Here is a 19,874-nt window from a genome sequence, read left to right on the forward strand (position 1 = left end):
GCGCCAGTATACGGGAAAGTGGTTGCATTAAAAAACCAAATCCGGTTTCATTACGCAACCTTAATTGTGGGCACCCGCCGTCGAAACCGACGCTCGCCCGCCGAATTCCTGTGTATGGGAGACCGTTATGAGTGCCGAGCTGGACAGCCTGTTGCGTCCTTTTGAACATAAATCCCTGAAACTCCGAAACCGTGTGGCCATGGCCCCCATGACCCGAACCGCCTCCCCCGGCTATGTGCCCAACGACCTGGTTGCTGGCTACTACCGCCGCCGCGCCGAGGGCGAAGTGGGCCTGATCATTACCGAGGGCACCTGGGTGGGTCACCCCGCCGCCAATGGCTACGAAAATGTGCCGGCAATTCACGGTGAAGAGGCTCTGGCGGGCTGGAAAAAAGTCGTGGACGAAGTGCATGCGGCCGGCGGCCAGATTATCCCGCAGCTATGGCATGTTGGTTCGGTGCGCAAAGAAGGCATCGGCCCGGATAAATCCGTACCGGGGCACTCCCCTTCCGGACTATTCAAACCGGGCAAGCCCAACGGCCACGCGATGACCAAGGCTGACATTCAGGAGACAGTGAAGGCCTTTGCGGACGCCGCCAAAGCGGCCAAGCAGGTCGGCTTTGACGGAGTGGAAATCCACGGTGCCCACGGCTACCTGATCGACCAGTTTTTCTGGGAAGGTACCAACCAGCGCGACGATGAATACGGCGGCTCTCTGGAAAATCGTACGCGCTTTGCTGTGGAAATCGTGGAAGCCGTACGCGATGCCGTTGGCGAGGACTTTGCCATCGTACTGCGCTACTCCCAATGGAAACAGCAGGATTATGAAGCCAGGCTGGCGCAAACCCCGGAAGAGCTGCAGCGGTTCCTCACACCGCTGGTTAACGCCGGTGTGGATATCTTCCATGCCTCCACAAGACGCTTCTGGGTACCGGAGTTTGAAGGTTCCGACATGAACCTGGCGGGCTGGACCAAGGAGCTCACTGGCAAGCCGGTCATCTCCGTAGGCAGTGTCGGGCTCGACGACGACTTTATCGGCGGCAATAACCAGGGTATGGGCGGCACCGCCAACCCCACCGGCATCGACGAACTGCTGCGCCGCATGGAGCGCAACGAGTTCGACATGATCGCCGTGGGCCGCGCACTGCTGCAGGACCCCAACTGGCTGCAGAAAGTGAAAGAAGGGCGTGAGCAGGACATTGTGCCGTTTACCAAGGAAGCGCTTGCCAGCCTGAGCTAACCCGGGCAGGCCGCTGCAGCAACTGCAGCGGCCTGGCAGATTTCACTGCAATTTCAACCGCAAGGTGACAGATGCGGAGAGAACGGTGGATGTTTTGCTAGCCTATGAAAGTGCCGGCCATAGTGGCCCGTGCTGCGAAGGCAAAACTCCAGGAGTTTTAGCGGGAATTCGGTGAGGGACAGGAAGTGATCGATCGCCGCCTGCTGGCCATGCACGACATCGTTGCCGCAATGCAGGGAAGGCAGTTGCGACGCACAGCGACGCATCCCTGACGCTGACTGTGTAGCCAGCGCTAGGGCCAGTTGAATTCCACCGGCCAGAGCTTCTGGGCGGCCTGGTCGTATTCTTCCCACAGCTGCAGGTACGTCTTGCCTTCGACGGGGTGCATCTGGTCTGGAGCGAGTTCCGAGAGCGGCAACAGCACAAACGCATTTTTGAGAATCTCTCCCCGCGGCAGCCTTACGCCATCGACAACACCGGTGAGATCGTCGTAGGTGAGAATATCGATATCGAGGGTGCGCGCACTGAACTTGGGGCCGCTGCGAAGCCGTCCGTTGTCGTCTTCGATCTGGCGCAGATGTATTGCCAGCTCGCCCACCGACAAATCGGTTTCAATCGCGGCGACCAGGTTATAAAAGTTGTCGCCGTCAAAGCCGACCGCTTCACTTTCGTAGACCTGCGACATTTTCAGGTCGCCGAACGCTTTGACCAACGCATCCAGCCCCGCACCAAGGTGACGGTTGCGTTCGATATTGCTGCCGAGGCTCAGGAAGACTGTCGCCATTTTCAGGCCTCCGTGGCCGGTTGCTTGGCGCGCTCACCGCGCTCTATAACCACCCCAACATCGCGCGCGCCGCGCACTGCGCCGGGCTTGGAAAGACGCAGGCGTAACCAGCTCACCCCGAACTCGTCGCGCACAATCTGTGCGGCCTGTTCCGCCATGGTTTCTACCAGCAAAAACTCGCTGCCTTCAATAAAAGCAATCAATCGCTTGGCCACCGCCTTGTAATTGAGGGTGTGCTCGATATTGTCGGTGCGCGCAGCCTCGCTGATATCGAACGCCATTTCGATATCCAGACTGACGGTCTGGCGGACTTCCCGCTCCCAGTCATAGATGCCAATTATGGTGTCGACCTTTAAATCACGAATATAAACAATATCCATCGAGCTTCTCTTTTATCTCAATCAGTGTACGGGGTTTTGAGCAGCGCATTAACTTCTCAAAGTTCCGTCAGTGGCCAGCGCGGTCGCACTTCTATATCCAGACCTGCGCCCTCGCCCGCCTGCAGCCGCAAGCAACCGGCGTAGGCAATCATGGCGCCGTTATCGGTACAGAATTCCTGCCGCGGGTAGTAAACGCTACAGCCGTCTTCCGCGAGCCGCGCTTCCAGTCGCTGGCGCAACAGCGTGTTGGCGGACACTCCACCGGCAATCACCAGGATTTTCCTGTTCGCCTGCTTGAGCGCGCGGCGGCATTTGATCACCAGGGTATCCACCACGGCTTCCTGGAAGGCCGCGGCAATATCCGCGCAGGTCTGCTCGTCTGGCAGGCCGTCGTCGAGGGCGTGCTTCTGTACCGTGGTCAGGGTGTAGGTCTTGAGGCCGGAAAAACTGAAGTCGAGCCCGGGGCGGTCGGTCATCGGACGCGGGAAGGTAAAGCGCCGCGGATCGCCCTGCTCCGCGAGGGCGGCGAGGCGCGGGCCACCCGGATAGTCCAGATCGAGCATCTTGGCGGCCTTGTCGAAGGCCTCACCGGCGGCATCATCCAGTGATTCCCCGAGCAGTTGATACTCCCCCAACCCCTGCACATCCACCAACTGAGTGTGGCCACCGGATACCAGCAAGGCCACAAATGGAAACTCCGGAGGCTTTTCCTCCAGCATGGGGGCCAGCAGGTGCCCCTCCATATGATGCACACCGATGGCGGGCACGCCCCAGCCGTAGGCCAGAGCCCGGCCGGCGCAGGCACCGACCATCAGCGCACCGATCAGGCCCGGTCCGGCGGTATACGCGACACCATCGATGTCGGCCGGAGTGGTATTACTCTCGGCCATCACCTCGCGGATCAGGGGCAACAGCTTGCGCACATGATCGCGACTGGCCAGTTCCGGCACCACGCCACCGTAATCTGCGTGCAGCTTCACCTGGCTGTACAGGGCATGCCCCAGCAGGCCCTGGTCGCTGTCGTACAGGGCCACGCCGGTTTCATCGCAGGAAGTTTCTATTCCGAGTACTCGCACGGGTTTCCAGAGATCCTCAAGGTAATCGTCCGGCCGAACACAAAAAGCGGACAAATGGCCGCTTCTGACCGGGTTTCAGGGGCGCTATCATACTCTTTGAAGCCTTCCCCTAGTAAGGGGATTTGCCCCACAGGGCACGCCCGGCGACGGCCAATGCCGCAATGTATATAGCGACTATAGTTACAAGCCTGGCGACGACCTGCGGTAACGCCGGGATCTATGCTGAAACGAATGTGCCGGCAGGCTTGCGAAGGCCAGATCATCTGTATAGAATTTGCGCCCTCGCTGTGAACCGGCCTCCGGATTGCATCTGCGAGATGAGCAATTTGCCGGAAAGGCCGCCAGGATCCAGACCCCTAATCAACCGGGTATCTGGCCGAGAGAAACGAATTTTACAGGTAATCTAATGCCCTCAGTACGCATCAAAGACAACGAACCTTTTGACATCGCACTGCGCCGCTTTAAGCGCTCCTGCGAGAAAGCCGGTGTACTCTCCGAAGTACGTCGCCGCGAGTTTTACGAAAAGCCGACCTCCGTTCGCAAGCGCAAGGCTGCCGCTGCTGTTAAGCGTCACGCCAAGAAAATGCAACGCGAAAACCGCAAGTTCCAGCGTCTCTACTGAGTTCGAGCTTTTCTCTCGCTCACAGCACGCTGACGCGAATGCGGTTCGCGGCCAGAAACGGCGCCCGAGTTTTCTCGCGCGCCGTTTTTTATTGCCCTGAATTCACCCGGGAGGCACTCACAAGCCTTACACTTTTTTGTTGAATTCGGGCCGCGTTCGCCCAATATTGACCCCCTGATCTTTCATTCCCTTAGCCAATTGAATCCCGGACGATCCCAATGAGCACACTCAAGGAAACCCTCGCCACCGCCACCAAAGATGCCATGAAGGCCCGCGAGAAGGCGCGCCTTGCCACCCTGCGACTGATCAACGCCGAGATCAAACGGGTGGAAGTGGACGAGCGCATCGAGCTGGATGATGCGCGCATCCTCGCCCTGCTGGACAAAATGACCAAGCAGCGCCGGGATTCCATCACCCAGTACGAAAAGGCTGGCCGCCCGGAGCTGGCGGAAATCGAGCAGCAGGAAATCGACGTGATCCAGGAGTTCCTGCCGGAGCAGCTGTCGGAAGCGGAGATTCAGGAAATCGTCGCGGCGGCGGTCAAGGAGACCGGCGCCAGCAGTATGGCGGATATGGGCAAGGTCATGGCACAGGTGAAACCCCAGGTGCAGGGCCGTGCCGACATGGGCGCTGTCAGCAAGCTCGTGAAAGCTTCCTTCTAAAGAATCGCATATGGCAGGCAAAATTCCGCAGTATTTTATCGACGACCTGTTGGCCCGCGCCGACATTGTTCCCGTCGTCGATAGCCGGGTAAAGCTGCGCAAGACCGGGAAAAACTATTCCGCCTGCTGCCCCTTTCACGATGAAAAAACCCCATCGTTTACCGTAAGCCCCGACAAGCAGTTCTACTACTGCTTCGGCTGCGGCGCCAGCGGCAATGCGGTCGGCTTCCTCATGGAGTACGACCGCCTGCCCTTCCCGGAAGCGGTGGAAAAGCTCGCCGCCAGCCTCAGCCTGGAAGTCCCGCGGGAACAACTGGCCCCCGGGCAGATCAAGCGCCAGCAGGAGAGCCAGTCTCTTTACCAGCTCACCGAGAAAGCCGCGGACTTCTACCGCGAGAAACTCCGCGACCACAAGCTCGCCGCCCGCGCCATTACCTACCTGAAAAACCGCGGCCTGTCGGGCGCCGTCGCCAAGGAATTCGGCATTGGCCTGGCGCCACCGGGATGGGACAACCTGCTGAACCATCTGGGCACCAGCGCGGAAAAAGCGGAGCAGCTCGAACTGGCCGGCCTCGCCATCCGCCGCCAGGACAGCGATGGCAATCCGAGCAAGACCGAACCCGGTAAACGGCACCACTACGATCGCTTCCGCAACCGCATCATGTTCCCCATCCGCGACCAGCGCGGTCGCACCATCGCCTTTGGCGGCCGGGTGCTGGGGGACGACAAGCCGAAATACCTGAACTCCCCGGAAACCCCGATTTTCCACAAGGGACGCGAGCTCTATGGCCTGTGGGAGGCCCGTCAGGCCAACCGCGAGTTGAAGCGGCTGATCGTGGTCGAGGGTTACATGGACGTAGTCGCACTTGCCCAGTACGGCATCCGCTGTGCCGTGGCCACACTCGGCACCGCCTGCGGTGAAGACCACATTCAGCTGGCATTCCGCCACACCGGCGAACTGGTGTTCTGCTTCGACGGCGACCAGGCCGGCCGCACCGCCGCGCGCCGTGCGCTGGAGGCTGCCCTGCCCCATATGCAGGACGGCCGCAGCCTGCGCTTTCTGCTACTGCCAGAAGGGGAAGACCCGGACACCCTGGTGCGCCAGATCGGCGGCGAGCGCTTTGACCAGCTGATTGATGAGCAGGGGCGCCCGCTGGAAGACTTCCTGTTCGACCTGCTCGGCGAGGGCATCAACATCCAGACCATGGACGGCCGTGCGCGCCTGTCCAAGGCTGCGGCCCCCCTGCTCGACCTGCTCCCCGCCGGCGTCTATCGCCAACTAATGTTCCAGCAACTGGCGCGGCGTACCGGCCTCGAGCAGGACATGCTGGAAGAGATCATCGCCGCGGAAAAAGTCCGCACGGCCAAACTTGCCCAGCAGACCCAGGCCGCGCCAGGCCCCGCCCCGCAAAAGACCCAGGCCAGGACTGCGGCGCAACCAACACCCGAAGACGGCCGCCAGCAACCAGCCGCCGAATACCCGGGCGACACAACGGAAAGCGCCCCTCCGGGTTACGATGAACCACCGCCGGACTATGACTACGTCGACCTGCCACCCCACGGCGAGGAAGACGCACCCTCTCAGGAGCCCAGCCGCCGGCGCAGCGGCCAGTACCGCTTGCCCGCCGAACGCATGCTCATCGCCCTGCTCCTGCACCACCCGCAGCTCGCCCGGCTGATCGCCGACCATGGGCCGTATCGCGGCAGTAACGATGCAGATCTCCAACTTTTCGGCGAAATTTTGCAGGTTTTACACAAGAACCCGGACCTCAACAGTAACCAGCTGTTTGGCCGTCTGCTCAACCTCGAAAGCAAGGAGGCCCGCGAACTGCTACCCCAGCTCGCCATGAGCCACCCCATCGTGGGTGCTGCGGGGCCCAATATGGAGTACGACCCCGAGACCGAATTCCACGACTGTCTGCGCACCCTGGAACAGGCCGCGGAAAGGCAGCGCAAGCGGGGACTGGTGGACCAGCTCAAGAACAACGGCAACCAGCTGAGCCCCGAACAGCTGGCCCTGCTGGCGCAATTCCGGCGTAAACAGGACTGAAACGCCCGCCAGCGCGCCGATTTTCGGCCGCAGCACTGTTGCAAATACTTAAAAAGCTTGCCTGCCAACCCTTGAATTCCCCGGCAGCAGCACTATATATAAAAACCCGCCGTCCAAAACCGGCAGGAACCCGTTAGACAAGCGCGCCCGGACCCTCCAACCACCTACCTGCCTTGACAGTCACTGTGGTTATTGCTATCGCAAATACGCTATAATCCCGCGTCTTTGTCCAGACAAAAGTCCCGACTTTTCAATCCCCAGAATTCAGGGTTGTGCATGACCGACAAAACCCAGCAGCAAAAGACCACCTCCCGCATCAGAGAGCTGATCGCCCGCGGTAAAGAGCAGGGCTATCTCACCTATGCGGAAGTGAACGATCACCTGCCCGAAGACATCTCCGACCCCGATCAGGTTGAAGACATCATCGGCATGATCAATGACATGGGCATCAAGGTGTTTGAACAGGCACCGGATGCCGAAGAACTGTTGATGGCCGAAGGCGACAGTTCAGCCGATGAAATTGCCGCCGCCGAAGCCGCCGCCGCGCTCGCCGCGGTAGAGTCCGATGTAGGCCGCACCACCGACCCGGTGCGTATGTATATGCGCGAAATGGGCACCGTAGAGCTGCTCACCCGCGAGGGCGAAATCGCCATCGCCAAGCGCATCGAAGAAGGCCTGCGCGAGCTTATGGCCGCCCTCGCCTACTGGCCGGGCGCCGTGCAGCACGTCATTGACGAATACGCGCTGATCGAAAAAGAAGAGCGCCGCATCCCCGACGTGATCGCCGGCTGGCTCGACCCCGCTGACGAAGTCCCCCCGGGCGCCCAGGCTGGCCAGGCCGCGGAAGCCAAAAAAGCGGACGAAAAAGACGACGATTCCGACGACGATGGCGATGACGACGATTCCGCCGAGGAAGAAGAGAACGTCGGTGGCATCGACCCGGAAGAACTCGCGGAGCGCATGAACGCGTTGATCGCCGCGCAGAAGAAAGCCGACGCCGCTGTCAAAAAGCACGGTCGCGACTCCAAGGAGGCCGGAGAGGCCATGGAAGCCGTGGGCGAGGTGTTCCGCTTCTTCAAACTGGCACCGCGTCAATTCGATCCGCTGTACAACCAGGTTCGCAGCATTCTCGACGATGTCCGCGAGCAGGAACGCCTGGTTATGAACCTGTGCATCCGACGCGCCCGCATGCCGCGCAAGACCTTTATCAAGGAGTTCCCCGGCAACGAGACCAACGTCGAGTGGATCCCCGCGATCATCAAGAAGAAGCGCGACTACTCTGACGCCCTGCGCCAGGTAGCCGATGAGATCCAGCGCGCCCAGCGCAAACTGCAGCAGGCGCAGGACAAGGCTCAGCTGGACGTCGGCCAGATCAAAGAGATCAACCGCCGCATGTCCATCGGTGAAGCCCGCTCCCGTCGCGCCAAGAAAGAAATGGTCGAGGCCAACCTGCGTCTGGTGATCTCCATTGCCAAGAAGTACACCAACCGCGGCCTGCAGTTCCTGGACCTGATCCAGGAGGGCAACATCGGCCTGATGAAGGCGGTCGACAAGTTCGAATACCGTCGCGGCTACAAGTTCTCCACCTACGCTACCTGGTGGATTCGACAGGCGATTACCCGCTCCATTGCAGACCAGGCGCGCACCATCCGTATTCCGGTGCACATGATTGAGACCATCAACAAGCTCAATCGCATCAGCCGCCAGATGCTGCAGGAGATGGGCCGCGAACCCACGCCGGAAGAGCTGGGCGAGCGCATGGAAATGCCGGAAGACAAGGTGCGCAAGGTACTGAAGATCGCCAAAGAGCCGATCTCCATGGAGACGCCGATCGGCGACGATGAAGACTCCCATCTGGGCGACTTCATCGAAGACCAGAACCAGTCTTCCCCGATCGACACCGCGACCTCCACCGGCCTGCACGACGCCACCCGCTCCGTGCTGTCCGGGCTGACCGCACGGGAAGCAAAGGTACTGCGTATGCGTTTCGGTATCGATATGAACACTGACCACACCCTCGAGGAAGTGGGCAAGCAGTTTGACGTTACCCGCGAGCGTATCCGCCAGATCGAAGCCAAGGCGTTGCGCAAACTGCGTCACCCTTCGCGCTCCGAACACCTGCGCAGCTTCCTGGACGAGTAATTTCGTTTTAATGCGTATCGTCCATACTGAAAAAGCCCGGCTCGCCGGGCTTTTTTATGGATTGCGAATTTATGACAAACAGATGAACCAGCGGAGCCTTACCCAGAACCATGGAAGAGCAGTTTGTGAATAAACCCGGCAAAACCGGTATCTCGCGCCTGATCGACGCCACCGAATATTCCCGCCAGGGCCTGCTGGCTACCTGGCGCAACGAGGCCGCTTTCCGGCAGGAAGTATCCCTCGCGATTTTGCTGATACCCGCCGCCCTGTGGCTGGGCGACTCGGGTGTGGAACGCGCACTCCTTATCGGTGTGACCCTGCTGGTGATGATCGTCGAGCTACTCAACAGCGCGCTAGAGGCCGTGGTTGACCGGGTAGGCCCTGAGAAGCACCCGCTGTCCAAGATTGCCAAAGACACCGGCTCCGCCGCCGTCTCCATGTCCCTGTTGCTGTGGCTATCGACCTGGGCCTGTATATTGCTGCCGCGCTGGCTCGGCTGACCGCCCCTTCACCGTAAAACTGGCCGCGCGGGCAAGATTCCCCGTCAATCTTTGTGACCCGCCGGCACCAGCCCCGGCAGCCCTGCCGCATTCAACTAAAATTTCTTGGCGATCGTACCAATTGGCGCACGCAATGGATCCGCGTGCCCGCTAGAGCTATCAAAGCGGCCAATAACGAACCAGGGACGGAACATGTGGTATCCCCGCGCGGGTCGTGCGTTTGACGCCGGCGCCTCCAGACTGTGCGCGCTGGCATTGCCAGCACTACTCTCCTCACTTGCCCCAACCGGCGCCTTTGCGCAGGTCGCTCTCGGAAGCAGTGATGATCACTTCACCCTGAGCAGCGGCAGTCCCACCGGGCGCAGCCTCGACGCCAACCTCGGCACAACCCTCGACGGCGGCGGCGGCAATGACACACTCGTCATCCAGGGGCTCAGCCTGGAAAATCCCTCACGGCTGCGGCACTGGGAAACGATCTCCCTTGAGCAAGCTACTCGACTGACGCTGGATACCAACCTGACACTGGGCGATGCAGGCCACCTGCCCGGGCGCCTCGAGGTCGACAGCGAAAGTAGCCTGCTGCTGCCACACTACAGCGCTGGCATTATCACCAGCGGCGGCCAGGCTCTCACCCTGGTCAACCGCGGCACCATCGACATGCGCGGTAGAACCGCCAACCAGCTGCTACTCCGCGGTGACTACATCGGCCATACCGGCAGTGCCATGTACCTCGATCTGGTCGCCGGTGGCGACGACAGCCTGGCGGACCGTGTGATCATCGACGGCGGTCACGCCAGCGGCAGCACCCAACTGTACTTCAACCGGCTCGCGGGCAGTGGAGCCAGCACTGCGGACGGAATCCTGGTAGTGGAGGCCCGCAATGGCGGCAGCACATCCAGTGGTGCGTTCTACATGCCGCAATCGATATCCGCCGGCCCCTACGAGTACTACCTTTTCCGCGGCAACGGCGACTCACAAGACGACAACAACTGGTACCTGCGGTCTACCCTGCAGCCGGGCGACCGCCCCGCAATCCGCCCCGATTCCGGCGCGCACCCGATCGACAGCCAAAGCATTGCCGCTTTCACATCGACGGAAAGCGCGCCGTCAGTCATTACCGATGCCGATACCGATACCGAGGGTGCAGCCACACTGCTTGCACCCGCACCCGCGGCTGGCAACACACCGGTCCCCATCTATCGCCCGGAAATCCCGCTCTACGCACAGGCAAAGTCCCTCGCCCGCCTGACCTCGCTGCAGGAAATCGGCAGCTATCACAAACGCAGGGGGGAGCAGCGCAGCTGGTTTGACGGCATCAACGATGACTGGATGCGCGTGCACCACATGCGCGCGGACTACAACTGGAGTGGCGATATCAGTAACCGCTTCGACGGGAGTATCACCGGGGTTCAGGTGGGCACCAACCTCTGGTCCGGCCCGACCTGCACCGGCGGCGCGCGCGAGTCCGGGATCTTTGTCGGCAGCACCCGTGCCAGCGGCGACGTCTCCGGCTTTGCGCGCGGCTTCAGCGACTACAGTTCCGGCCAGAACCAGCTCACCAGCTACCACGTGGGTTACTACTTCAACGATTACCGGCCGGACATGGGCTACTTCGATATCACCGCCAAGGTGGCCTACCTCAAACTCGAGAGCCGGTCCTCCCGCGGCATCGGCGATACCATCACCGGCCCGCAGCTCACTGTTTCCGTGGAAAAAGGCATTACCTGGCAGGCATCAGAACGGATCAATATCGAGCCGCAACTACAGGCGGTGGTGAACTACAGCAACCTCAGCGCCTACTACGATGACATCTCCTGGGTGGAACCGGACATGACCCCGGAGGCGAACTTTCGCGCCGGGCTCCGCGCCTACAACACGGATGGCCGCTGGCTCGACGGCAACCTGCGCATGTACCTGTTTGGCAATGTCTGGCACACCCTCAGCGGCAACGATCAGCTGCTGTTCGATCTGAACGTGCAGCTGAACCTTGAACGGCAGGCAACCTGGGGGGAGTTTGGCGGCGGGGTCGTATTGCTGGAACACAAATTCGGCAGCGCTTTCCTCAACCTCGGCTACCAGCGATCCCTCGACAAGCTGAACTGGTCCGGTGGCAACGCCAGCCTCGGCTTCAACTGGGCCTGGTAAAGCGACCATACAGGCGGCAAAGCGTTGATTTGGCACTAAAAATCGAGTACTTTGCCAACCCGTTCGCAGGTCCCTGCGAGCGCCGGTGGGGGCCCTTAGCTCAGTTGGTTAGAGCATCCGACTCATAATCGGCAGGTCCTGGGTTCAAGTCCCGGAGGGCCCACCATTTCCACATTCCAGCCAGTTTTCTTCTGGCGCGAATATCCCCTCAAGTTCTCAGCCAAAATCACTGCTCGGGCGGAAATCACAGACGCCGGTATCGGGCTGTCTGCATCCCTATTGCTCCACCGAAGCATTTGCCGCGGGAGCCCGGAACTGCAGCACCGCAAGCGCGATTACCGTGATCGCCAGTGGTGGGAATGAAACCCACAAAACGGTATTCCATCCGTACACACTCAGGATGCCGCCGGATACGAATGAGCCCAGGGCCATCAGTCCAAAGACAATAAAGTCATTGAGCGACTGCACGCGGGTTTTTTCCGTATCGGAGTGGCATTCCAGCACCAGTGCCGACGCGCCCAGAAACCCGAAATTCCAGCCCAGCCCAAGCAGAATCAGCGTCCACCAGAAGTGTGCCACTTCGATGCCGCCGAGGCCGACGGCCGCAGACAGGCCGATCAACAGCAACCCCACCAGCATTACCCGCTCGGCGCCGAAACGCGCGATCAGTTTTCCGGTGAAAAAGCTCGGCGCGAACATGGCGATCACATGCCACTGCAGGCCGAGGTTCGACGACTCGGTGGAGTGTCCGTGCATATGCATCGCCAACGGTGCTGCAGTCATCAGGAAGTTCATCAGGGTGTAGGAAATCGCCCCGCAAGTGGCTGCGGCAATAAAGCGCGGTTGCCTGGCGATGATCCCGAGCGGACGCCCGCCAGTTTTCTCCGCCAGCGTGGGTTTTGGCAGGCGCACACCAAACAGGATGAAGGCCGATACCGCAGCCACGGCGGCCTGCGCGAAGAAGGTCATGACAAACAAGTGCGGCGACAGGTTCATGGTCCAGTTCACCAGCTGCGGGCCGACCACACCGGCAGCGACGCCCCCGGCCATGACCATCGACAGTGCCTGCGCCTTTCGGCTCGGCGCGACGCCGTCCGCCGCGGCAAAGCGAAAGGACAAAACCACTGCCGCGTAAGCGCCACCGAAAAACGTCGACAGACAGAAGATCCAGAAACTACCGACAAAAGAGGCGTACATGGCCAGCAGGCCGGCCAGCACGCCGGCACCCGCGCCGGCCAAAAACGCTGCGCGGCGACCATAGCGGCCGGCAATCACTCCCGCGGGGAGAATACACAGGGCCATGCCGACCACAAAAATGGAGAGCGGCAGGGTTGCCAGTATCGGCGACGGCGCCAGCGTATTGCCGACAATAGCGCCGGTGGCATAGACCACCACGGAATTCGCACCGGCCAGAGCCTGGGCGATGGCGAGCCGCCAGATATTACCGCGCTGCTCACGCTCACTGAGGGCCAGGGGGGCCTCGCTTTCCGGCGTACGGGTTTCAGTCACTGTGATTTCCTGTATCTGGCAAATAGGGCTCCCGAATCACCCCAGCGAGCTTCTCACGCGGTATGGTCAATTCAACTTCGCCCATCGAATAGGGGCCGAGAGTATACACGCCGTAAAACAGTATCAGCCCCTTTTCGGTTAGCCGGAAATCGTCGGTTTGCGCAAATGGCCAGTTCTGGCGAAAGTCGTCGCGCGCATTCTGGGTATCCAGCCACTGCAGGTGTGCTTCTTCAGCCATCTTCCAGAAGTTTTTTTCCTGGCCCGGCACAATCACATCACCCAACGTTACCCGACTGTCTTTCGCGAGATCCCAGTTCAACCAGCGGGTGACGGGCATACCGTGCGCGCCGCCGGTATAGAGGTAAGTGCTGGTCGCAAGGGTAAGCAGGTTTCCGCGACGTGCCAGCGTTTTTACATTTCCATTCAACTGCCAGCGCGCAGCGGAAATCTCTGAATCAGCTGCCGTGTCCTCGATAAATTTTTGCGCGACCTTGTCCAGAGAATCGAGTGGCGTATCATCGGATTCACCGTTTCCCTGCAATTGCTGTAGCAATTGCTCGTACACCGCGTCATTCAGTGCAGGGCGATCGGCAAACACCTGCCGGCTAATCATTACTGATGCGCAATCGTCTGGCGACGCACAGCCGGGCGCAGTCATTTCCAGACTTTCTGTTTGTGAAGTCAGCGCCATCGGCTCAGTGGCACTGTCGCGTTCGCAACCAGCCAGTACCAATAACAGCATCGTGCTGATCAGTAATCCATTGCCAAACAGTCGCTTTCTCGGTGAAGTCACTTGCAGCATAAATTTCTCTTACTCGAATTCATTGCGATCCCAATAGAGCATGCCCCGGGGCAGACGGAACAAGGAATATAACAAACGGTGCTTACCCACATCATCGTATCGAATGGCGGCCGCTCCCCGCCACTGCCTAAAGACTCGTGCTAAAGTGCAAGGTTCGCACCCAACCTGCAACTAAAAAGACCTGCGCGGGAGCCGTTTTTGATCACGTTCACCCTCAATAGCATCCACCGGATGGTCGACGAGCCTACTTTTGCGCGTGGTGAGGATTATTTCGGGCGTGGGCGGGTGATGGAGGCGTATTACGATGAGGAGTCGGGCACCTATCACGGACGCGTGAAGGGCTCTGCACGGTACGTGTATCGCGTGGAGCTGGATGTCGATCGCGGCAGGCTGGTGGGCCTCTGCTCCTGTCCGGTGGGGCTGAACTGCAAACACGCGGTGGCCACCGCATTGGCACTTCTGAAGGAGCCGGTGGCGCCCAAAGAATCCTCGGAGGTCAAAACCGCCTCGCAGCAGTCCGAAGAACCGGCATGGATGAAATGGCTGTCGGAACTACCTTCGGCGCCCGCCACGGAGGCGGTACCGCTGGAGTACGGGAATCACTACCTGCTCTATTTTCTGGAGCAGGACGACCGGCAGCGGCTGCGCCTATCCACCAAAAAGGCCTACCTGAAAAAAGACGGCAGCTGGAGCCAGCTGCGGCACTTTGCCCCGGATACCGCAAGTCTCGGCTGGAACCGGCCAAGCCACCTGCTGGAGGAGGATGTCACGATCCTGCAGCTGCTGCCGCGCACCAGTGCTGCCGGCCGGCTGGAGCTGATCGGTGAGCAGGGGCGACGGGCGCTGACGCTGTTGCTCGACAGTGGGCGCTTCTACCTGGATGACACCGCGCTGCAACGCGCCCCCGGGAGGCAGCTTAGTTGGCAATGGCAGACACAAGGTTCTCATCAGCACCAGCTCACCCCCATTCTGGAGGGGCTGACCTCCCGGGATCAGTGGCAATTGATTCCCGTTACTCCCCCCTGTTACCTGGATACAGAGAACGCCGCAATCGGCGATATTGCCACCAGTTTGTCCAGCCGACAGCTGCAACACCTGCTGGAGATGCCCGCGGTTTCCGATCAGGAGCTGGGACTGATGTCGGTACAGTTGCGACAGAAAATTCCCGCCACACAGCTACCACTTCCCGCTGAGCCAAAGCTGCATACAGTGGAAACTTTCACCCCGAGAATTACCCTAGTCGGTTGTGATCTCGATCAGTACAAACTCCCCGCGCTGAAGCTGAGTTTTGACTACGCCGGGTTTTCACTAACACCGGCCTATAGCAGGCACTTTGAAGGGCCTGACATCACGCGCGAGCGAAACGGCATCTACTTCCATATCAAGCGCGATATGGAAGAGGAACATCGTCGCAGCGACCTGATTCACGAGTCCGATCTGTACCTCATCCCTGAGACGCTCGGCGGCCAGGAAGAGATCTGGTTACCGCAGGCCGCCGGGCCCGACGACATACCCCAGCGCTGGCGCGACCTGCTGCAACATACCCTCCCCGCGCTGGAGCAGCAGGGCTGGGTCATCGATGCTGATCCCAGTTATCAGTTTGATGTCGCCCGTGCCGATGTAGCCGTCGAACTCGCGGACAGCGGCAACCAATGGTTCGAGGTTGGGCTTGACCTTACATTACCGGACGGACGCCAAGTTCCCATCGTGCACCTGGTCGAACAATGGCTGGAGCAGAATGCGCCCGATGAATTGACCGTCAACGTTGGCGGAGACTGGGTGAGTGTAAACACACAACCGCTGCAAAGTATCCGCGGTCTGTTACTGGACTTGCTGCGCGAGAAAAAACTCGCTGGCACCGTCCGCTTACCCGCTTTCCAGGCGGCGCAATTTGAACAGCTCGCCGAGCTGGATCAACGCAAAGCGCCCGCAACCCGCAAGATGATCGAGCAGTTGCGGGATTTTTCCGGGCTGGAAGAGGTTCCACTACCGAAAAACCTCAATGCAACACTTCGCCCGTATCAGAAGGAAGGGCTCAACTGGCTGGCATTTCTCCAGCGCTACGGTTTCGGCGGCATCCTCGCGGACGACATGGGACTGGGGAAAACCTTGCAGACACTGGCGCTGGTACAGCACATGAAGGAGAGCGGCCTGCTGGAGAAACCGGCGCTGGTAGTGGCCCCTACCAGCCTCACCGGGAACTGGCAGCATGAGGCGGCCCAGTTTACTCCCCAGCTGGACGTGACGCTGATTCACGGCCCGGACCGCGCCGTGGCGTTCGACAAGCTACACAGCAGCGATCTGGTCATTACCACCTATCCGCTACTGGTGCGAGACTGGGAGCGCTACGACAAGCAAACGTTCAGCCTGGTGGCACTGGACGAGGCTCAGGCAATCAAAAATCCCACCACCAAAATTGCGGAGTGTGTGCGGCGTATCGACGGTGCTACACGCCTGTGCCTTTCCGGTACGCCACTGGAAAACCACCTGGGCGAGCTCTGGTCACTGATGGATTTTGCCCTGCCGGGCCTGCTGGGTGGCCGCAAGACCTTCAATGAAGCCTACCGAACGCCGATTGAAAGTCACGGTGAGTTTGAACGGCAACAGGAGCTCGCCCGCAGAGTGCGGCCATTCATGTTGCGTCGCACCAAAACTGAAGTCGTTTCCGAACTTCCGCCCAAAACTGAAACCATCCAGTATGTTGAACTGGGAAGCAGGCAGCGGGCACTTTACGAAAGCGTGCGTATCAGTATGGAAAAACGCATCCGCGAGCTGGTCGCCCGTCAGGGGATAGCAAAAAGCCATATTGAATTTCTCGACGCGCTACTGAAGCTGCGCCAGACCTGTATTGATCCGCGGCTGGTCAAGCTGGACAAGGCTGCCGGCATCAACGAGAGCGCCAAACTGGACTGGCTGGCAGAAGCCCTGCCACAGCTACTGGAGGAAGGCCGCAGCCTGTTGATATTTTCCCAGTTCACGGAAGTGCTGAAACTGGTGGAAGCACTGCTGGAAGAGCTAAAGGTCGATTACACAAAGCTCACCGGGCAGACCCGCAAACGACAGCAGGCAATCGACAGTTTCCAGAATGGCGACGTGCGGGTATTCCTGATCAGCCTGAAGGCGGGTGGTGCCGGACTCAACCTCACCGCCGCCGATGTAGTGATCCATATGGACCCCTGGTGGAATCCGGCGGTAGAAAACCAGGCCACAGACCGCGCCCACCGCATCGGGCAGGACAAGCCAGTATTCGTCTATAAACTTGTCGCGGCAGAGACGATTGAGGAGCGCATTCACCGGATGCAGAAACACAAGCAGGCGCTGGCGGATGCGCTGTTTGATGCGGCAAACTCAGCGAAGCTCCCGACTGACGACACAGAGCTGCTGGACCTGCTTCAATAAGGCTGCCGGCAACGCAGCACTGCTTCACTCAGAAAGAGATGCTGAGACCAATACCCGAGAAGTTCGCGTTCTCGTACTGCCCCACAAATTCCTGCGAACGGCGCGCGTGATAAAGGCTCAGGTAATAGCGACCAGCAGCAAAGGCGCCACCAAAGCGCCACTCACTCACCTGCGGCTCTTTCTCAACCCAATGGCTCGGCTTACTGCTGTTGCCGTCGAGAAAAATATCCCGGCTGATAAAACGCGTCTGCCAGTCCGCAAACAGGAACCAGCTCCCCGACACCATCGCCGCCCCGAAATCCGGCGCGACGGTAGTCGGTTGCAGTGCGCTGACACCGGCACTGGTATAGAGGTTTTTACCCAAACGAATGCCCAGCCCCAGCGCCGCCTGCGTCGCCACATTACCCGCGCTGCCACCCAGAGTCCCGGAAAACTCCCAGCCGGTTCCGCTGTCCCCGAGCGGTTGGATGTGTGCCCACTTGCGCGCGTAACTCACCACCACGCCGGCCTCATCTTTCAGCTGGTGATCCCAGCCATTGACGTCATAGGCTCGCAATACCTGATGCGTGGTGCGTTGCGCCTGCTCGGCGCCGGATGATGGACCGACAATACCGGCCTGGACGTCCAGGCGCTCGACAACCAGGAGGCCACTGTTTGGTAACAGGTGTTGGGATTTGAGCGAGCCGCCGAGATACAGCCAGCCAGCGTAGGGGCGGTCATCCAGGATCAGGTCTGACCGGGCAACCTCATAGGGGGTGTATATGGCTTGGCCGAGAGCGTATTGAGAATAAATTTCCCGGTTTTGATAAGCATCAGGTAAAAGGTTTTTTATCCAGCTGACCGGAGCATCCGGTGCGTAGGTGAGTTGCAGCCCCTGGGTGTAATAGGCATCGCTGGCACCATCAAAGGAATCGTTTTCCAGCTGCAGATTTACCGAGCCTGCAGCCGCCGGTGCGGGGGATGTAGCCAGGCAGAACACGCTCATCCATACCGCGTAAGCCGGCCACAGAAACGAAGTTCCATTTCGCTTTATCTGTTTCACGCATGGATTTTAGGAGAGCCCCGGAATTCCTCCAGAAACTCGGGTAGACAGATACGTCTGGATAAACGCCGGTCATTCGGCGCGGGCTGGGCGGGATTTCGAGAACCACAAAAGGCCGCCAAGCAATGTGCCGAACAGGCTCCCAAGAAGATGACTGGATACGGCGACTTCAGCCTCAATCAACTCTGCAGTAGCGGCACTGGGACCGGCGGTGAGCTCCCAGGCCACCTTTGCGAAACAACCCAGCAGTAGCAGCGCACCGGACCAGCGACGCTGGTACAAGTCACTCAGTGCGCCGAAGCAGAAAAGGCCATGCAACACACCCGAGAGACCATAGTAATACTCCATTTCCGGGAACCAGAGCCACAGTCCGGCGCTGATCAACAGGGACAATCCCGCGGCCAGACCAAGGTAAGCCGCCACCGGGTGTCGCTCACCCAGCAACGCAATCCGCCCAAATACAAACCAAAGCGCCACTACCGCTGCAGCATTCAACATCAGGTGCGCTGCATTCGTATGCACCAGCTGTCCGGTGAGTAGCCGCCAGTACTGGCCACTGGCCAGCGCGGCGCGATCGTACAGGAAAGCGTCCGGGTAAATGCCCTGCAACCATTGCAATGCGGTGCACAACAGCAGCAGAACTACCGGTCCCCCCAGACTGCCCATCAATGCCCGACTGCGCCCTTTACTGACCATCGAAAATCAGATCAAAACCGGGGCTGATTCCGCTTCCGACGGCTCGCTTTCGGAGGGCCGGTTTTTGCGCTCTTCAAGCGTACGCTGCAGTGACTCATCCAACGCTTCCAGCGTCCGCTGCAATTCTTCCGAATACACTTCCAGCGCTTCCGATGCCTGCTCGCTCATCTCTTTGCCGCTGCTTTCCAGCTCCTCGAGCATCTGGTCCATCTGGATACCGGCCTCGTCCGCAGAGCGCTCGAACTGTTTCGACAGATCTTTTCTGAACAGGTCGAACTTGCTCAACAAGTCTCCGAACACACCGCCATTGATGCTCATCGCGGTACGCTCGTAATCCACCAGCCACTCGCCATCGCGCTGCACCAGGTAGGTGGTGAAGGAACGGATGCGCCCCCTTTCCGGGCTGGACAGCTCCACTGCCACGCTGGCTTCATCGCCATCAATGACGACTTTGCCCCACTTGGGCTGATAGCTATCCCATTCCACTGAAAAAGCGTCGTAGCGCTCGACGCTGTCCAGCGTGGAATACCTGACGGCTCCCGACATGTCGTCGCGGATGGCCGCATCCCAGAATGCCACGGTGACTTGCTGCGGGGTTTCCGGCCCGGAGCAGGCGGACAGCAGGAACGCAAAAGTGGCGAATGCGGTGGCGGTGAGGTGTCGCAGTTTCATAGTCAAATCATCGAGCGGCTACATGGGAAAACGCCGGCATTGCGGGCTTACCGGCACCGGCGTCGATCGCGATAATCTAACACATTGCCGCCCTGACTGGCCGTTCAGCGTACAGGTGGCCGCAGACGCGCCCTACTTCCTAGTGGCAGGTGG

The 19,874-nt window shown here is 59.9% G+C and carries 16 protein-coding genes and 1 tRNA gene; 9 read left to right on the forward strand and 8 right to left on the reverse strand.

Annotation, left to right across the window (positions count from 1 at the left end; translation table 11 throughout):
• Positions 1-127: 127 nt before the first annotated feature.
• Positions 128-1,240, forward strand: coding sequence for an NADH:flavin oxidoreductase (locus GTQ55_RS16145; protein WP_161859650.1), 1,113 nt, complete (start codon positions 128-130; stop codon positions 1,238-1,240).
• 292 nt (positions 1,241-1,532) lie between these two features.
• Here GTQ55_RS16145 and folK read toward each other — a convergent pair whose 3' ends face one another.
• From folK to tsaD, 3 genes are read right to left on the reverse strand one after another with little or no spacing between them, the layout of a single operon-like run.
• Positions 1,533-2,024: a 2-amino-4-hydroxy-6-hydroxymethyldihydropteridine diphosphokinase gene (gene folK, locus GTQ55_RS16150; protein WP_161859651.1), complete on the reverse strand. Its 492-nt coding sequence runs from the start codon at positions 2,022-2,024 to the stop codon at positions 1,533-1,535.
• Positions 2,025-2,026: 2 nt separating this feature from the next.
• Positions 2,027-2,404: a dihydroneopterin aldolase gene (gene folB / locus GTQ55_RS16155; protein ID WP_161859652.1), complete on the reverse strand. Its 378-nt coding sequence runs from the start codon at positions 2,402-2,404 to the stop codon at positions 2,027-2,029.
• Positions 2,405-2,460: 56 nt separating this feature from the next.
• Positions 2,461-3,480, reverse strand: coding sequence for a tRNA (adenosine(37)-N6)-threonylcarbamoyltransferase complex transferase subunit TsaD (tsaD, locus tag GTQ55_RS16160; protein WP_161859653.1), 1,020 nt, complete (start codon positions 3,478-3,480; stop codon positions 2,461-2,463).
• 406 nt (positions 3,481-3,886) lie between these two features.
• Here tsaD and rpsU point away from each other — a divergent pair, with 406 nt between their 5' ends.
• From rpsU to GTQ55_RS16195, 7 genes are all read left to right on the forward strand, one after another.
• A complete protein-coding gene (gene rpsU, locus GTQ55_RS16165) occupies positions 3,887-4,102 on the forward strand; it encodes a 30S ribosomal protein S21 (RefSeq protein ID WP_010133379.1) in 216 nt (71 codons plus the stop codon).
• Positions 4,103-4,320: 218 nt separating this feature from the next.
• Complete coding sequence (locus GTQ55_RS16170; RefSeq protein WP_161859654.1) at positions 4,321-4,764, forward strand: GatB/YqeY domain-containing protein; 444 nt, start codon at positions 4,321-4,323, stop codon at positions 4,762-4,764.
• 10 nt (positions 4,765-4,774) lie between these two features.
• Positions 4,775-6,814 (forward strand): DNA primase, encoded by a 2,040-nt coding sequence (dnaG, locus tag GTQ55_RS16175; protein WP_161859655.1) that lies wholly within the window; start codon positions 4,775-4,777, stop codon positions 6,812-6,814.
• A gap of 276 nt (positions 6,815-7,090) precedes the next feature.
• Complete coding sequence (rpoD, locus tag GTQ55_RS16180) at positions 7,091-8,956, forward strand: RNA polymerase sigma factor RpoD (RefSeq protein ID WP_161859656.1); 1,866 nt, start codon at positions 7,091-7,093, stop codon at positions 8,954-8,956.
• Between the two features lie 110 nt (positions 8,957-9,066).
• A complete protein-coding gene (locus tag GTQ55_RS16185) occupies positions 9,067-9,456 on the forward strand; it encodes a diacylglycerol kinase (protein ID WP_161859657.1) in 390 nt (129 codons plus the stop codon).
• 192 nt (positions 9,457-9,648) lie between these two features.
• Positions 9,649-11,601 carry an autotransporter family protein gene (locus GTQ55_RS16190; RefSeq protein WP_161859658.1) on the forward strand — a complete coding sequence of 651 codons (1,953 nt, stop codon included), beginning with the start codon at positions 9,649-9,651 and terminating at the stop codon, positions 11,599-11,601.
• Between the two features lie 89 nt (positions 11,602-11,690).
• Positions 11,691-11,767 (forward strand) — tRNA-Ile (locus GTQ55_RS16195).
• 110 nt (positions 11,768-11,877) lie between these two features.
• On the opposite strand, the gene GTQ55_RS16200 is transcribed toward GTQ55_RS16195, so the two are convergent.
• Positions 11,878-13,110 (reverse strand): MFS transporter, encoded by a 1,233-nt coding sequence (locus GTQ55_RS16200; RefSeq protein ID WP_183946704.1) that lies wholly within the window; start codon positions 13,108-13,110, stop codon positions 11,878-11,880.
• Positions 13,103-13,912, reverse strand: a complete 810-nt coding sequence (locus GTQ55_RS16205; protein WP_161859659.1) for a DUF3298 and DUF4163 domain-containing protein — start codon at positions 13,910-13,912, stop codon at positions 13,103-13,105. The genes GTQ55_RS16200 and GTQ55_RS16205 overlap by 8 nt, the downstream gene beginning before the upstream one ends.
• Positions 13,913-14,110: 198 nt before the next feature.
• On the opposite strand from GTQ55_RS16205, the gene GTQ55_RS16210 reads away from it, so the two are divergent.
• Positions 14,111-17,311, forward strand: a complete 3,201-nt coding sequence (locus tag GTQ55_RS16210) for a DEAD/DEAH box helicase (protein WP_161859660.1) — start codon at positions 14,111-14,113, stop codon at positions 17,309-17,311.
• 28 nt (positions 17,312-17,339) lie between these two features.
• Here the strand turns inward: GTQ55_RS16210 and GTQ55_RS16215 are convergent, their stop codons facing one another.
• From GTQ55_RS16215 to GTQ55_RS16225, 3 genes are all read right to left on the reverse strand, one after another.
• Positions 17,340-18,296, reverse strand: a complete 957-nt coding sequence (locus tag GTQ55_RS16215) for a lipid A deacylase LpxR family protein (protein ID WP_161859661.1) — start codon at positions 18,294-18,296, stop codon at positions 17,340-17,342.
• A 129-nt stretch (positions 18,297-18,425) separates the two neighbouring features.
• On the reverse strand, positions 18,426-19,049 hold the full coding sequence (gene rrtA, locus GTQ55_RS16220; protein WP_183946706.1) for a rhombosortase: 624 nt from the start codon (positions 19,047-19,049) through the stop codon (positions 18,426-18,428).
• A gap of 6 nt (positions 19,050-19,055) precedes the next feature.
• The gene (locus GTQ55_RS16225) at positions 19,056-19,721 is read right to left on the reverse strand and encodes a hypothetical protein (RefSeq protein ID WP_161859663.1); all 666 of its coding nucleotides are present in this window, start codon (positions 19,719-19,721) and stop codon (positions 19,056-19,058) included.
• Positions 19,722-19,874: the final 153 nt, after the last annotated feature.

It is taken from the genome of Microbulbifer hydrolyticus (genome assembly GCF_009931115.1).
Taxonomy (GTDB): Bacteria; Pseudomonadota; Gammaproteobacteria; order Pseudomonadales; family Cellvibrionaceae; genus Microbulbifer; species Microbulbifer hydrolyticus.

What these genes read in the sequence shown, in the direction of transcription:
- dnaG (WP_161859655.1), top strand. Translation starts at nt 4,775, where the DNA reads ATGGCAGGCAAAATTCCGCAGTATTTTATCGACGACCTGTTGGCCCGC.
- GTQ55_RS16215 (WP_161859661.1), bottom strand. Translation starts at nt 18,296, where the DNA reads ATGAGCGTGTTCTGCCTGGCTACATCCCCCGCACCGGCGGCTGCAGGC.
- folK (WP_161859651.1), bottom strand. Translation starts at nt 2,024, where the DNA reads ATGGCGACAGTCTTCCTGAGCCTCGGCAGCAATATCGAACGCAACCGT.
- folB (WP_161859652.1), bottom strand. Translation starts at nt 2,404, where the DNA reads ATGGATATTGTTTATATTCGTGATTTAAAGGTCGACACCATAATTGGC.
- rpoD (WP_161859656.1), top strand. Translation starts at nt 7,091, where the DNA reads ATGACCGACAAAACCCAGCAGCAAAAGACCACCTCCCGCATCAGAGAG.
- GTQ55_RS16145 (WP_161859650.1), top strand. Translation starts at nt 128, where the DNA reads ATGAGTGCCGAGCTGGACAGCCTGTTGCGTCCTTTTGAACATAAATCC.
- rpsU (WP_010133379.1), top strand. Translation starts at nt 3,887, where the DNA reads ATGCCCTCAGTACGCATCAAAGACAACGAACCTTTTGACATCGCACTG.
- GTQ55_RS16225 (WP_161859663.1), bottom strand. Translation starts at nt 19,721, where the DNA reads ATGAAACTGCGACACCTCACCGCCACCGCATTCGCCACTTTTGCGTTC.
- GTQ55_RS16185 (WP_161859657.1), top strand. Translation starts at nt 9,067, where the DNA reads ATGGAAGAGCAGTTTGTGAATAAACCCGGCAAAACCGGTATCTCGCGC.
- GTQ55_RS16170 (WP_161859654.1), top strand. Translation starts at nt 4,321, where the DNA reads ATGAGCACACTCAAGGAAACCCTCGCCACCGCCACCAAAGATGCCATG.
- rrtA (WP_183946706.1), bottom strand. Translation starts at nt 19,049, where the DNA reads ATGGTCAGTAAAGGGCGCAGTCGGGCATTGATGGGCAGTCTGGGGGGA.
- GTQ55_RS16190 (WP_161859658.1), top strand. Translation starts at nt 9,649, where the DNA reads ATGTGGTATCCCCGCGCGGGTCGTGCGTTTGACGCCGGCGCCTCCAGA.
- GTQ55_RS16205 (WP_161859659.1), bottom strand. Translation starts at nt 13,912, where the DNA reads ATGCTGCAAGTGACTTCACCGAGAAAGCGACTGTTTGGCAATGGATTA.